11 protein-coding genes and 1 pseudogene are annotated in these 15,637 nt (G+C 40.7%); 4 read left to right on the top strand and 8 right to left on the bottom strand.

Features of this window, described 5'->3' with window-relative positions; genetic code table 11:
- Positions 1–30: 30 nt before the first annotated feature.
- Positions 31–1,341 (top strand): M20 metallopeptidase family protein, encoded by a 1,311-nt coding sequence (locus PVK79_RS04875; RefSeq protein ID WP_182734636.1) that lies wholly within the window; start codon positions 31–33, stop codon positions 1,339–1,341.
- Between the two features lie 16 nt (positions 1,342–1,357).
- Here the strand turns inward: PVK79_RS04875 and PVK79_RS04870 are convergent, their stop codons facing one another.
- From PVK79_RS04870 to pomA, 4 genes and pseudogenes are all read right to left on the bottom strand, one after another.
- A complete protein-coding gene (locus tag PVK79_RS04870) occupies positions 1,358–3,268 on the bottom strand; it encodes a DNA topoisomerase III (protein ID WP_257325423.1) in 1,911 nt (636 codons plus the stop codon).
- A gap of 72 nt (positions 3,269–3,340) precedes the next feature.
- On the bottom strand, positions 3,341–3,823 hold the full coding sequence (locus tag PVK79_RS04865) for a hypothetical protein (RefSeq protein ID WP_182731837.1): 483 nt from the start codon (positions 3,821–3,823) through the stop codon (positions 3,341–3,343).
- 147 nt (positions 3,824–3,970) lie between these two features.
- Positions 3,971–4,886: pseudogene (locus tag PVK79_RS04860) on the bottom strand (flagellar motor protein MotB).
- Between the two features lie 2 nt (positions 4,887–4,888).
- Entirely contained in the window at positions 4,889–5,656 is a 768-nt protein-coding gene (gene pomA, locus PVK79_RS04855) for a flagellar motor protein PomA (RefSeq protein ID WP_145241117.1), read from the bottom strand.
- A 301-nt stretch (positions 5,657–5,957) separates the two neighbouring features.
- On the opposite strand from pomA, the gene PVK79_RS04850 reads away from it, so the two are divergent.
- The 3 genes from PVK79_RS04850 to dxs all read left to right on the top strand — a co-directional run bounded on the left by PVK79_RS04850 (position 5,958) and on the right by dxs (position 9,062).
- Entirely contained in the window at positions 5,958–6,200 is a 243-nt protein-coding gene (locus PVK79_RS04850) for an exodeoxyribonuclease VII small subunit (RefSeq protein WP_145241119.1), read from the top strand.
- Between the two features lie 3 nt (positions 6,201–6,203).
- Positions 6,204–7,091, top strand: coding sequence for a (2E,6E)-farnesyl diphosphate synthase (gene ispA, locus PVK79_RS04845; RefSeq protein ID WP_257325422.1), 888 nt, complete (start codon positions 6,204–6,206; stop codon positions 7,089–7,091).
- A gap of 105 nt (positions 7,092–7,196) precedes the next feature.
- A complete protein-coding gene (dxs, locus tag PVK79_RS04840; protein WP_257325421.1) occupies positions 7,197–9,062 on the top strand; it encodes a 1-deoxy-D-xylulose-5-phosphate synthase in 1,866 nt (621 codons plus the stop codon).
- A 165-nt stretch (positions 9,063–9,227) separates the two neighbouring features.
- Here the strand turns inward: dxs and PVK79_RS04835 are convergent, their stop codons facing one another.
- The 4 genes from PVK79_RS04835 to pabB all read right to left on the bottom strand — a co-directional run bounded on the left by PVK79_RS04835 (position 9,228) and on the right by pabB (position 15,572).
- Positions 9,228–10,007, bottom strand: a complete 780-nt coding sequence (locus PVK79_RS04835) for an aldolase (protein ID WP_257325420.1) — start codon at positions 10,005–10,007, stop codon at positions 9,228–9,230.
- Positions 10,008–10,023: 16 nt separating this feature from the next.
- A complete protein-coding gene (locus PVK79_RS04830; protein ID WP_257325419.1) occupies positions 10,024–10,737 on the bottom strand; it encodes an iron-containing redox enzyme family protein in 714 nt (237 codons plus the stop codon).
- 141 nt (positions 10,738–10,878) lie between these two features.
- The gene (locus PVK79_RS04825) at positions 10,879–13,338 is read right to left on the bottom strand and encodes an AMP-binding protein (protein ID WP_257325418.1); all 2,460 of its coding nucleotides are present in this window, start codon (positions 13,336–13,338) and stop codon (positions 10,879–10,881) included.
- Complete coding sequence (gene pabB, locus PVK79_RS04820) at positions 13,335–15,572, bottom strand: aminodeoxychorismate synthase component I (protein ID WP_257325417.1); 2,238 nt, start codon at positions 15,570–15,572, stop codon at positions 13,335–13,337. Before pabB ends, PVK79_RS04825 begins: the two co-directional genes overlap by 4 nt.
- Positions 15,573–15,637 lie beyond the last annotated feature (65 nt).

Here is a 15,637-nt window from a genome sequence, read left to right as displayed (position 1 = left end):
ATCACAAGCCATAAATCAAAAAGGTCTTTTATGAAATTTCATAGTCTATACGCTGCACTTATACTGCTTAGTCCATTAGCAAGCTCAACAACCTTGGAGCTGAAGTTAGATAAAACGATGCCTGCCATTGAAAAGTTTTACTTAGATTTACACCAGTCCCCAGAACTTTCATACCATGAGCAAGAAACGGGAGAAAAGCTTGCCACCAAATTACGTGCGCTTGGCTATGAGGTGACCGACAATGTGGGTGGCTTTGGTGTAGTAGCCTTATATAAAAATGGTGATGGCCCGACAATAATGATCCGTACTGATACAGACGGCTTACCAATCATAGAACAAACTGGTAAATCATATGCTTCAACAGTCACTGTTATGAATGATGAAGGAGCAAACGTTGGTGTGATGCACGGATGTGGTCATGATATTCATATGAGTTCATTTATTGGTACTGCGCAACAATTAATGCTACATAAAGATGCATGGCAAGGAACCTTAATGATGGTGGCACAACCTGCAGAAGAGGTGGGAGGCGGTGCAAAAGCGATGCTCAAAGAAGGTTTATTTAGTAAATATCCGACTCCTGATCACGTTATCGCTTTGCATGTTAGTGCGAGTGTTCCTGCAGGACAAGTCAGTATGAAAAATGAGTACACCATGGCCAGTGTGGATTCAGTAGATATTACGGTTAAAGGTAAAGGTGGTCATGGTGCTTACCCGCATATGACTATTGACCCTGTTGTTATCGCATCACGGATCGTGTTGGCACTGCAAACAATTACCAGTCGCGAATTATCACCTCTTGAACCCTCAGTAATCACAGTGGGTTCAATTCACGGTGGAGCTAAACATAATGTAATTTCGAATGAAGTAAAGCTACAGCTGACACTTAGAAGTTATAATCCTAAAATTCGCGAGCAACAAATTGCAGCTATAAAACGTATAACTAAAGGCATTGCATTAAGTGCAGGATTGGATGAAAGCTTAATACCAGTGGTTTATGTACATGAAGATGAGTCAATCCCATCTACATATAACGACCCTGCACAAACTAATATTGTACGTAGTGCGATTAGCTCGGCGATTGGACAAAGTAATGTGCTTGAAACCGAAGCGGTTATGGCAGGGGAAGATTTTGGTTTATATGGCCGCACAGATAAAAACATCCCTATCACCTTATTTTGGTTAGGTGGTGTAGAGCAAGCTCAATATCAAGCGGCACAAACATCAGGGGCAACTTTACCTTCACTACATTCAAGTAAATTTGCACCTGACTATAAAGTTGCAATCCCCACAGGTATCACTGCGATGAGTAACGCTGCGGTGGCTTTGTTTAATCAATAATCTTAGCAATGGATGACTAAGCCGATTTTGTTTTTGGTTTAGTTTTTCTTGTAAAACGCCGCTTTTGCGGCGTTTTTGGTAATTGTGCAAATACGTTGCTATCACAATTTTTGGCAAGTTCCACAAAAGCCGCTAAATCCACTAATAAAGGATTTAAAAATTGTTGATAACTCATTTGTTGTTCTGCTATGTCGCCCAACGATGCTTCCCATTTTGCGGTTAGGTCTGGGCTGGCTAAACCATGCGGTAACGCACTGATCAATGCTTTACCTGTATCGGTTGCTAAAATGAGTTTACCTTGACGTCTTAAAAATTGTCTTCTAAATAATAACTCTAAAATACCCGCTCTGGTTGCTTCAGTTCCTAAGCCGTCTGTTTCTTTGAGTATTTTTTTGATTTCTGGATCTTTAACGTACCGACTAATACCTGTCATTGCACTAAGCAGCGTTGCATCATTGAAATGAGCTGGCGGGCTGGTCATTTTATCAATTACTTCACCGCGTTCACACTGCAACTGTTGCCCTTTAATTAATGGCGGCAATATCTGCTCATCTTTTAATGCGGTTTTTCCCATTAACGCTTTAAAGCCTAAACTTACATCTTGTTTTGCGTTGGCTTTAAAAATACCACCATTAATTGTTATTTCAGCCTTTGTTTTATTGTAAATGTAGTCTGGATAAAACTGGATCAGATAATGACGGCTAATAAGACCATACACTTTACCTTCTTCAACGCTCAAACTTGCTGACTTTTGCTGCTTAGCGGTAGGAATAATGGCGTGATGCGCAGCCACCTTAGCATCGTTAAAACACTTACTGCGTTTACTCACATCTGCGCCTTGGCAATGAGTGTCATTTTGCCCGCCATTGATAGCAATTGCCTTTATTATACTGGCTGCTTCTTGGTGATGATCTTTGGGCAAGTAACGATTGTCTGAACGTGGATAGGTAATTAGCTTGTGACGCTCATATAAATTTTGACAAATATCCAATACCTTTTGTGCAGGCATTGAAAAAGCTTTCGCAGCATCAATTTGTAACGCTGACAAATTATACGGCAAAGGTGCTTGTTGCTTTTTCTGCTTTTGTTCAAGCGCCGTAACTTCACCTGATTGATTAGAAATTCGCGACGCAACATTCTCAGCAAGGCCTCGATGGAGCACTCGCCCCTCTTCATCTTGATAAGGTTCACACGCTTTGCTTGGTTGCCACTTTGCTGTAAACGTCTCTTTATTTTCGGTACTTAAATGGGCTAATACTTCATAAAAAGGTTTTGGCACAAAATTAGCAATCTCGTTATCACGCTGAACAACCAATCCTAATATCGGTGTTTGTACACGCCCTACTGATAATACATTACCAAACCCTGCTTTTTGACCTGCAAGCGTATAGGCGCGCGTTAAATTCATACCAAACAGCCAATCAGCTCGCGAACGCGCCAAAGCAGATACACTAAGTGGAATAAATTCACGGTTAGAGCGAACGTTTTGCAGCGACTTTTTAACCGCGCTAACATTCAAATCACTGATCAATAAACGTTGAATTTGCTGTTTTTTGGCTTGGCTAAGTTTAACTTGCTCAATCACCTCATCAACAAGTAATTGCCCTTCTCGGTCTGGATCACCAGCATGAACAAGTTGATCAGCTTGTTTGATTAACTTTTTAAGTACCGTAAGTTGCTTACGAGTTTTAGATTTTGCTTTTAACTGCCATTGCTGTGGGATAATCGGTAAGTCATCAAAGCGCCATTTTTTATATTGCTCATTATAATCATCAGGCTCTGCTTGCTCGAGCAAGTGACCTATACACCAAGAAACACAATCGCCATTAGCCACTTCAATATAGCCATCATGTTTTTTATGAGGCTTTGGTAGCGCATCAGCAATGGCACGACCTAAAGATGGCTTCTCGGCTATATAAAGTTTCATAGGGCACTATCAACAACTGGTTATTTACACAGTAGTTTAGCACACGTAATTTAATCTACAAATAGTTAATGATTAGCTCTTTAGACTGCGATTTTTTCGCATAAATAAATACAACAGAGGAAGGTAGCACACAACGACAGTGCCAATATTGATTAACGGTAATAACGTTTTATACAGCATAGTGCTATACGATAAATCCCAAAGGTGGCGATCCACTAATCTAAATAATTGTAAGATAGGCGCACTAATTACAACCAACTGACCAATCACACTTTGCCAAAGATACACTTTATCTTTAATAGCCCAGTAAGCAATCAAAGCCATCCAAGCAATATCATTAAAAGCCCAAACTACATAACGCCAAATATAAGGGTCATCTAACTCTCTAAGGCTTGAATAAATCACAGCGCCATACAAGAAGAAAACAGCTGTAATCAAGACAAAGCGTAATGCCAACCAATCCTTACGTAAGTAAAATACAAAAATAGCTGGGAGTAAAAATAACACCCAGCTATATTCAAGTATAAAAATTAAATTGTTCACCCAATTAGGCATTGACGTTACTTAACATTCTTCTCTTCATCATCGCCACCAGAACCATTGCCCGGCATATAGCTATATTTATCAACGTTTTTCATCAGACACTCCGTTACACTTGTTAAAAAACTACTTTAAGCTAAATTAGGTACTTTGCCAAGCATCTTAACGAACATCTATAGGATCTGACTCTTTAGCCTTGCATTATTGAAATTTCCACGCGGCGATTACGTCGTCTATCCGCATCAGAATCATTTGGAACAAGTGGTCGAGTTTCGGCATGACCGACAACAACCATTCTGGTTTTATCAAAGCCTTGTGCTTTTTGCATTTCAGTTGCAACCGCAACTGCACGCTTCGATGATAAATCCCAGTTATTGGTATACAGCTCATTCGAAACTTGAAAATCATCAGTATGACCAGACACCGTAATTTCACCTGGCACATCTTTTAGTAACGCAGCTATATCACGAATAATTGGTTTAAACTTAGGTTGTAAAAATGCACTCCCAGATGGAAATGAACCATTTTCACGAATACGAATAATAATTTGCTGACCTAATGATTCCAACTCAACAGCACCATCCATGATTTGTTGTTCCAATTGCTGGGCTATCTTTTTAACTAACTCATTAACCTGCTCTTGATCAGCTGCAGAAATAGATTGTTCTGATGCTTGTTGTTGCGCTGTACTTTGTGACTCACCGCCACGCTTATTACCGCGTTGCTCTTGACGACCGCCAGCTGAGCTTTCATCACCAGCCTGAAACTCAAGCATTTGCTGGGTCATTTCGACAGTTTGCTGTTGAATGGTTTCGATTGGAGTAGGTTCAGGTTTACCTGGGGTGAACTCCATCGCGATAACGGATGTTCCTTTGGGAATATCTTTTACTTCTATTTTATTTTGTACACCAAAGGCAAACTTCATTGAGCCTGCGATTTGTTTAAATTTAAGTACATCCATTTCTGAAAACGCGAGTAAAAGTACAAAGAAGCACATCAATAGTGACATCAAATCCGCGAAGGTACCCATCCATGCTGGTAACCCGGGTGGTGGACACTTGCACTCTTGATCTGACATGCTTACTCCTCAGTATCCACTTTTCGTTTTGATTCAGCTAGGTAGTTTTTCAAAATACCTTCGATGACTTTTGGGTTTTGGCCATCTTGTATACCTAATACCGCATCTAAAATTAGCCGCTGATTCATTGCTTCTTCGTCTTTACGCAATTCCAATTTTACTTGGATAGGAATTGCCACCACGTTTGCTAAAAACGCACCATATAATGTTGTTAAAAGCGCTACCGCCATCGCAGGACCAATCGCTTTAGGGTCATCCATATTCGACAACATCGCAACTAGACCAATCAAAGTACCGATCATACCCATCGCAGGCGCAATATCGGCAAGCGCTTTAAACAAACCGGCCCCCGATTCATGACGAGTAGAAGTAAGAGAAATATCTTTTTGCAAGGTGGCACGAACAACATCAGCGTCATGACCGTCAACAAGCATATCAACCCCTTTACGCATAAACGCATTGGGTATTTCTGCTTCCTCTAGTGCTAAAAATCCGCCTTTACGGGCCGAGTCTGCAAGTTCAACTGCTTTTTCGATAAGCTCTTCAGGTGACTCTATTTTGAACATGAAGGCTTTAGCCGCGACTTTACCGATACCGAGGAATTGACTCATCGTATAGTTTGATAACACTATAAAAATCGAACCACCGAAAACAATAACCACCGATGGCGTGTTATAAAACATAGCCACTTCGCCGCCACTACTTAGTACCATTGACATAGCAATAAGACCAATAGCTCCGAGAATACCTATAATGGTTGCTAAATCCACTTACCCCTCCAGAGGAATCGATGCTTTGTTGCTACCAGCAACAAATTTTTATTATTAACAGCTTATCGGCAATCTATTGAATTACTTAAACCATTTAATGAAAAAAATGAAATGAAAGTTTTCAACCCTATTTGGCATTTTAAGCTACCATTGATAACCTGCAAGGTTTAAGCAAAGGTATAAATAATTAAAAGTGGCAAGAAAACAATTAATTATTCAAAAAAAATGCATCACCCTTTGACCTAGTTTAGCATTCCCCCTAAAATTGGCCTCACATTTCTATCATCTAAGTTAAATCAGTATGGCGACGAAAAAACCAGAGAACCTAAGCTTCGAGCAAGCGCTTGATGAATTATCCTTAATCGTCACAGAAATGGAGCAAGGAGAGCTTTCCCTTGAGCAATCGTTAAAACAGTTTGAACGCGGTATTGCTTTAGCCGGCGCATCTTCAAGTAAGTTACAACAAGCTGAACAAAAAGTAGCGATTTTAATGGGTAGTGATAGTCAGTCACCACTTACTAACTTTGATAATGATTTGGAATAACGGGTGTTAATAACAGAGCAAATAAAATGTGCTCAACAAGATGTTGAAGCCACTCTCAATCAGTATTTTGAGCAACCGCTCGATACCGAGCAAAGCATCAAACAAGCCACCCACTACAGCGTTTTAAATGGCGGTAAACGATTACGGCCATTTTTAGTGTATGCCACGGGGAAAATGCTTGGCGCAAATAAACAAGATTTAGACGTGTTGGCTGCTGCTATTGAATGTATTCATAGTTATTCGTTAGTTCATGATGATTTACCCGCGATGGATGACGACGACCTGCGACGTGGTAGACCGACTTGCCATATTGTCTATGGCGAAGCTCATGCTATTTTAGCCGGTGATGCGCTGCAAACATTAGCGTTTGATTTAATTGCTAACCATCCATTTAACGTTTCTGCACAGCAACAGTTAAATATGATTGCAGCACTTACCAAAGCATCGGGTATTGAAGGTATGGTCGGTGGTCAAGCACTGGATATTGCAGCGACTGACAAATTAGTCAATTTAGCTGAGCTCGAACGTATCCATAAATTAAAAACAGGTGCTTTGTTAAATTGTGCAATTACTTTAGGTGCATTATGCGCAGCTGATACAAATCAACAAACATTATTACAATTAAAACAGTTTGGTGATGCAATTGGACTGGCTTTTCAGGTGCAAGACGATATTCTTGATATCGAAGGTGATACCCAAGTCTTAGGTAAACCACAAGGCTCCGATGTTGCAGCAAATAAAGCGACCTACCCTGCTCTACTTGGGCTTACAGGTGCAAAACAAAAAGCACAATCATTACTAAAATGCGCACTCGATGCGTTAGCAGCAATAGATGCTGACACTTCTGAGCTAGAAAACTTGGCAAAATACATTGTTGAACGCGATTATTAATTCTAGGCTCTAGCTTGAGCAAGTAATGATGTACAAAATAACTAAAGAATCAGAGTAATATTACGCTATAATGACCTCTGATTAGCGAAGGATGTATTAAAAATCATGACACTTGATAGTAGCAAGTATCCATTATTAGGTTTGGTTGACGAACCAGCCCAGTTGCGTGATTTAGCGCAAGACAAATTACCTGCTTTTAGTAATGAGTTACGTGATTACTTACTAAACTCAGTCTCGCAAAGTAGTGGTCACTTAGCATCAGGTTTAGGCACAGTTGAGCTTACTGTAGCGCTTCATTATGTATATAACACCCCTGAAGATCGCTTAGTATGGGATGTAGGCCATCAAGCATACCCACATAAAATTCTCACAGGGCGCCGTGATCAAATGCACACGATCCGCCAAAAAGACGGTTTACATCCGTTTCCATTTCGTGAAGAAAGCCACTACGACACTTTTAGTGTTGGCCATTCAAGCACCTCGATCTCTGCTGCTTTAGGCATGTCAATTGCGGCGCAAAAAGAAGGCAAAGGACGAAAAACAGTAGCGGTTATTGGTGATGGTGCGATTACCGCGGGTATGGCGTTTGAAGCAATGAATCACTTAGGTGATGTTAAATCTGACATGCTGATCATATTAAACGATAACGAAATGTCGATTTCTGAAAATGTCGGTGCACTAACTAATCATTTCGCTCGTATCTTATCAGGCAGTTTTTACACTAACATTCGTGAAGGTAGTAAAAAGCTGCTATCTGGCGTGCCACCAGTAAAAGAATTAGCCAGCCGCATGGAAGAGCACTTAAAAGGCATGGTTATCCCAGGCACCTTTTTTGAAGAGTTAGGCTTAAATTACATTGGCCCAATTGATGGTCATGATGTAAACATGTTGGTTGATACACTGCGCAATATGCGTAACCTAAAAGGGCCGCAGTTACTGCATATCAAAACCCAGAAAGGTAAAGGCTATAAACCAGCAGAAGCAGATCCAATAGGCTATCACGGCGTACCTAAGTTCGACCCTGCGATTTCCAGCCTACCAAAATCAAAACCAGGCGCTGCGACTTTTTCTAAAGTATTTGGCGATTGGTTGTGTGACATGGCAAGTCAAGATGAAAAGCTTATGGCAATCACCCCGGCTATGCGTGAAGGCTCAGGCATGGTGCGTTTTTCAAAAGAATACCCTGAGCAATATTTTGATGTTGCCATTGCCGAGCAACACGCGGTTACTTTAGCCGCAGGTTTTGCCTGCGAAGGCTTAAAACCAGTTGTCGCTATTTATTCAAGCTTTTTACAACGTGCCTACGATCAGCTTATTCACGATGTTGCTCTGCAAAACTTACCCGTGTTATTTGCAATTGACCGTGCTGGTATTGTTGGTGCTGATGGCGAAACCCATCAAGGCGCATACGATTTAAGCTTTATCCGTTGTATCCCTAATATGATTATCATGGCACCGAGTGATACTAATGAATGTCGTCAAATGCTGTACACTGGTTATCGTTGTAACAGCCCTGTTGCAGTTCGTTATCCTCGTGGTAGTGCTGGCACAACTGAAATCTGCGAGCAAATGACTGAGCTTGAAATTGGTAAAGGTCGTGTGATTAAACAAGGTGCTAAAATCGCAGTTTTATCCTTTGGTACTTTACTTGAAAACGCTCAACTGGCAGTCAATGAATTAAATGCCAGCCTCGTTGATATGCGTTTTGTTAAACCTCTTGATAGCGCACTAATCGACACTTTATTAGCCGATCATGACGTCATTGTAACCCTTGAAGATAACGCGATTGTTGGTGGTGCAGGCTCTGCTGTTAATGAATATTTAGCAGCTATCAAAGCAACAGTAAGCATCCTAAATTTAGGCATTCCCGATGAATTCATCAAGCATGGCACGCAAGAGCAAATGCACGATGAAATGGGCTTAGGTTCACAAGGTATACTCAACCGTATAAATAGTTTTATTGCTGACTAAGCGATATAGCGACTAAATCACTCGAGAAAGTCCGGTTAAATAATAAAAAGTGTGCTATTGAATAAACCGCACCTATCCTTATCTTATTGTTTTATGTAATCGAGTATGAGTTGAGTACAAAAGCCAGCTATCTAGCTGGCTTTTGTACTTCAATTTCATCCGCTTTTATACTGTAAAGTCGTACTCTTTTTGTGTCCGCCGAGCATAGTATGCAAAGCCTGCTTTTGAGCGTTTATCCTGCAAAATCCAGTCATGCGCTTCTTTGGCTAGTTCAGGGTTGATTTCTTTTATCTCACCCGCTGCTTCTGCTAATAACTGCAGCTTGGCAGCTCGTTCACATTGAATGGCTAACATACAAGCTTCTTCAATAGTGCGACCTGCTACAACCAAACCATGATGGCACAACAGTGCTGCTCGCTTACCACCTAAAATACCCGAGATAATTTCACCTTCTTCATTACCCACAGGCACTCCCGGCCACTTAGCAAGGAAAGCGACATCGTCATAAAGCATACATGTATCCATATGCGAAATTTTTAATGGCCGTTCCAACATAGATAATGCAGAAACATGCGGCGGATGAGTGTGAATAATACACCCTACATCAGGTCTTGCTTTGTAAATCCAAGAATGAAACCGATTTGCAGGGTTTGGCATTCCATCCCCTTCTACGACTTCCAAATCTTTGTTTACTTTAAGCAAGTTATCTGTCGTTATTTCATCAAAACCATAGCCAAATGGTTGAGTGAAGTATTCACCAGAGTGCTTATCACACGCGGTTATTTGGCCCGCCAAACCTGAGTCGTGTCCCTGTGCAAAAAGTATTCGGCATGTAAGTGCCACTTTTTGTTTCTCACTCCATTTGCCTTCAGGTAATTTTTGAGCAATCTCTTCACGACTTTTGGCCATGATAGATTGTTTATCCATTGTTAATGTGGTGCTCATTCTTACATCCATCTTGTTACGTGAACGCTATACTCGCACTTTCTAATTTAACTGCGGGAGGTATTTTATTTTCAATCGCGTCAAAAAAGGTCAAACGTGCTTCTATTATTTGTTCACCTGCTTTAATCATATTGTCGAGTTGAAATTCGTTTGAACCTGCTATTTCTAACATAATGTCATTTAATGTTTCTGCATGTCCATCATCACATTCAATATGTAAAAGTAAAAAATGTATTTGTTCATCAGGTACACCATGATGTCTAAATCCCGCGACCAAGCTCGAATACAGATCGGGTACAATCGCTTCAGCACCGATGCATAATGCACCAAGCCCAAATGCGGGGTTTAACTCTCGACAGTGTGCAAACATACAATCAATTAAAGCCTGTGTTTCCTGCTTAATTTTGGTTGAATCAAGCTCAATATCAAAGCTATCTAGCATATTGCGATAAATAATGTGATGAGGAGTTGGGCTACCAGGCTCTAAACCCAACTCTTCGAATAAGTTTTCCGCCAATTCCATTACTTGGTCATTTGATGGTAAATTCGCCATCATGGCACAAAGGTAACGTGTAAAGTAAGCACTGTATAAACCCTGCTGAAGTAAAAATGCTTTTAACTCATCCAGTGAAATTGAACCATCTCTGCACCTTTTCAAAAATGAATGCCCATTCAGCCTTGTTGCTAGCGCTTTAATGCTTGTTTCAAGCTTGCTTATACTCTGTGTCATTTTATTGTCTCCGTCACGCGTTTTTACTTGCTTCTATCCTTTAAAAGAAGCGTCAACATACATTAAGTAAGTAACCACTTACTTAAAACTTTTTTCGACCGCCTTTTAGTATGTAAGAGCCGCCGTAGTGGTCGGTTTAAACTACAATACCGATTCGCTTACAACGCCTCTGAGCCGATAACGCTGCAGCTTACCCGTAACTGTTTTAGGTAAACTTTTTGTGTATTGAAATAAATGAGGATATTTCCATCTTTCAAGATTTTGTTTCGCATATTCCTTTAACTCTTTCGTCAGTTGTTCATGATCCTGTCGCTTTGTCACCACAAACGCTTTTGGTCTAGTCGTGGTCTTATGATCACCCACGGCTACAACCGCTATCTCAACAACATCAGGATGGCCTAAAAGTACATCTTCAATATCTTGTGGCGAGACCCATTGACCTGAGACTTTAATTACGTCATCTGCCCGACCTATGTAACGGAAATAACCATCCTTATCACATTTGAACATGTCGTTTGTACAATACCAGCCATCTTTGAACCGAGCCTCAGTTTCAGTATTATTGTTTTCATAGCGACTCGGTAAAGTGGGCCCTTTCAACCATAAAGTTCCAATATCATCATGTGAGCAAATAATTCCCCGTTCGTTTAAAATCTTTGCATCAAAGCCTGGGACAATTTTTCCTGTGTCCCCAAGCGTTCTATTGGAACCGGGAATATTGGTGAGATACGTACTAAATGCTTCAGTAGAACCCAGACTATCTAGGATCACGGCGTTAAATTTTGCCTGCCACTTTCGATTTAATTCTGTTGGCATTCGATCACCTGCTGAGACAAAGCAACGCACTGTAATAAAATCATTGGCACTGATGTTTTCATGTGTCAGCAAGAATTGGTATACAGTTGGCACCGCATAAAAAATTGTTGGCTTATAAAGCTTTATAGATTCAACTATCTTATCAATGGACAACATCGGTGGTGACAAAATCGCCGTTGCGCTATTGTATAAAGCGTTAAAACAGTTATGCAAACCAAACGCAAAACTCATTCTAGAGACCGATAGTGCGCGGTCACTACTATTGATATTAAGTACTTGCGCGGCATAGCGCTCAGCTGCAACAACAAAGTCTTGATGACGATGTAAAATGAGTTTTGGACTGCCAGTAGTACCAGACGAAAACATGCCAATTGCATAATCAAATGGTCGCGTTCGGGCAGGAGCCCAATGTGTGACTCCTTTATCATCCGCAGCATCGCAAATTGGTGCGACTTCTCTAATATTAGCGAATAGAGAAATCAAATCTGTCGGCAAATACTCACTCTCACCGGCTAATTCAAAAAAGTCATCATCACCAAATACGATATCAATCTGTGCAGACCTAACCGCTTGGGCAATTGTCTCTGCTTTTAATAATGGGTTAATAATAATGGCTGTACACCCCGAGTACATCAAAGACAACACAGCAATGGTGAAGTGGGTACTGTCATTAGAAATGACCCCAACGCGTGTACCTGGCTTAATATCAAGATTGACGACGTTTGACACCGCATTTTTTATTGAGTGTTCAAAGTCACCATATTTCATATCACCAAGCGCATGATGAATCGCTACTTTGTCTTGTTTAATTGTACGAGCAATCTCTAAGAGCTTATCAGCAAAGTTAAGTGATTCTGTATGCTTCTTTTCATGAGCAAACAAAATAGCATCAACGGTAATATCTTCTTTCCACATCTTTGCCTCACTAGCTTGCATACAAAGCGAGCTTAAAAATGAGTGCGTATTCTCTTCATCCTTATGTGTGTCTTTTCGTGTGTCTTTCCGTGTTGATAACGCAAGCTCTTCTCGCTCAAGAAATTCAATAAGATCCACATCTTGTTCGAGCGCGTCATTTACAAATTCCAGGTCTAGCGCCAGCACGTTTGCTATCTCAGACACCAGTTTTTGCGCTGATACGTTCACGGTATCTTTGGCTATTTTAACACATACATCATTAGCCAAAATGTCATCCAAATAACGTTCAAAAGGCAAAAACGCCAATTCAATATCTTTAGGAATATGCACCTTTACAGTGCGCCCTTTCACCTCTTCCGAATAGTCTAATAAGCTGAAAATAAACCGGTTTAGAGGCGTATCAAGCTCGTCTTGATAGTGGCCAATCGGACCTGAAATATTTGCAATATCAATTTGCTGTACACTTCGCTGATCTCCATCACTTGACAAGTACTTCAGGATTTTTGCGGAACTCGGTGTACTAGCGCTGCCTTTAACTTGCGTTTCAACTTCCCAACGCACTTTTTCATGATGATAAACACCCAGCGAGGTCAGTCGCTGCTCTATTTCGTCTAACGCGTCGTCTATTCCAGCATTACAGTCGTGGTTATACACTGTCAGCTTTGCTAGCTCGGTTGTACTGAGCAAAATGTTATTCTTGGTGGCTATTTCGTTTAAACATTTAAAAACGACATTTTTACAAGCCACTTCATCCGAACCCTGTCGAATGATGATAGATATACGCTCACTTAATTGGTCTGTTACTAAGGTTAAAATTAAACGCGCCGTCGCATAATTTAGTTCACCAAACACTATATGATGTTTATTCATGCTTCTAACCCTTCTTCTTCAGCACAAAGTAGCTCTTTATCACTTTGTGTACTTATCCCTCCCAATGACGCATTCGCGACATCATTAGACGTAATGCCTATAATTTGATAGCGATTTTCGTCCCCAGTTGCATACTTAGTGATCGCCCTCATCAAGGCGCGCCCCTTAATCAAAATTTCTTCAAACTCTTCTTCAGGATCCGATAGCCAAGTGATCGCCCCGCCAACCCCAATCTCTATAGCGTTATCACTTGCGACTAAAGTACGAATCGCAACATTTAATTCTGAGGCACCATTGAGAGACATATAACCAATTGAACCTGAATAAATACCTCGAGCTGACGATTCAAGATGATCGATGATTTCAAGTGTTCTAGTTTTAGGCGCACCGGTCATTGATCCTGGGGGAAAGGTTGCACCAAACAAGCTGGCAAGTGTTTCTTGATCTTTTAACCTGCCACGAACTGTTGATACTAACTGATGGACAGAAGCGTAACTTTCTATTTGCATCGCTTTAGGAACCCAAACAGAACCGGCTTCACACACACGGTTTAAGTCATTGCGCAACAAGTCGACTATCATGAGATTTTCTGCACGATCCTTTTCGCTTTCTGCCAAGTCCTGTATTAACGCTGCGTCTTCTCGCTCGGTCGCACCACGTTTTCGAGTGCCTTTGATAGGTTTGGCTTCAACCACTGCATTTCTGCCAACACTAATAAACTTTTCAGGTGATGAACAAAGAACAGAAAACTCAGGACAGTGTAAATAGGCCGCTCTTGGCGCTGGATTTACTTGCCTTAACACATCGTAAAGCGCAAAAGGCTCTACATTTAGTGTTGAACGTATTCGGTTAGTTAAGCAAATCTCATAACTTTCACCTTGTAAGATGTATTCCTTACAATGCGCTATTTTTTCAATATATTCCTTTTCACCGTCTTCCAAGGTAAACTTAACATTTTGTTGTGATTTATTATGCTTATCCAACAAAGCATGAGAGTTAGCAGCGGTGTTAACGCCTTCTTTTTCAATCTTTTTGATGCTGTTACTCGTTGTTTCCAACCAAGTAAGTGCGTCGCTCTCTGTGTTAGCTACCACACTGCCTTTTTCAATAGCGACAATATAAACAAGCCCTGTTTTGTGATCAAAAGCAATAAAGCGATCCACAAATACACCTGAAGCATCGGGGTGTTTTGAGCTATATTTATTGTCTACTGACTCCGTTTCAGACTTCAACTCATAACCTTGAAAACCCACCAAACCACCACAAAAATCAAATGGTAAATCTTCCGCGCCAATCACTGTGGCCGCTAAAGACTCGGCCACAAAGTTTTGGTAACATTTTGTTAATTCGGTTTTTTTTCCATGGTTATCTAAAGTAATGTTTTTTGTTTCAACATCATAAGCAAACCAGAATGACTCCGCACCACTGGTATCCCCCATAAATGAAAAACGTGCTTCAGCGTTATTAATCGAACTTGAATCTAACCAAAAGCTGTACTTCGACTTTTTATAAAATGCTCTAAACACATCAACCGCTTTCACATCAACATCAAGTGTTTCAAAATGGCAATGCCAATCTGTTTTCTGTACTTGGCCTCTCCTCTCCCCCTCATTTGCTAATGCTGATTTCTCAGCAAGCAAAGCGGGTTTTTTACACTCAATATAATAACGGTCAACCAACATTTTAAAGTTTTCAATTATCTGCCTGCCGCAGTTGGTATAGACTGATTCTGGGTGGAATTGCACGCCCCACATGGGACGGGTACGGTGCTCCACCCCCATAATCATGCCATCTTGTGTAAAGGCCGTTGCTATCAGCTCCTCAGGCAATGGTTGATGTGCGATCAAAGAGTGATAGCGCACGATCTCCAGAGGATTTGGCAAATTTGAAAAAATGCCACTACCACCGTGTACAATATCACTTGTTCTACCATGATAGGGAACCCCTGATATTTCAACACTTCCGCCCATATAAGCGACAATTGACTGGTGTCCTAAACAGATGCCCAATAACGGCTTATCAGTTGTTTTTATTACTCTTTCACAGATCCCGGTATCACTTTCTCGATACGGTGTACCAGGACCTGGGGAGATGACTATTGCATCAAACTCTTCAACATCAACAGTTTCATCACGATTTTTCACCACTGTCGGTAAAACACCAAAGACTTCACTAATGTACTGATAGAGATTAAATGTAAAACTATCGTAGTTGTCTACAATCAAAATTTTCACAGTCTTTCCTTAAACTTAAAACCTAAACACAACCTGAAAAAGGAAGGTTATTTATCAAAATAAGA

This window comes from Pseudoalteromonas rhizosphaerae (genome assembly GCF_028885455.1).
GTDB classification, from domain to species: domain Bacteria; phylum Pseudomonadota; class Gammaproteobacteria; order Enterobacterales; family Alteromonadaceae; genus Pseudoalteromonas; species Pseudoalteromonas rhizosphaerae.
Note: the sequence above shows the minus strand (reverse complement) of the source record. Positions and strands in the feature narration are given on the sequence as shown.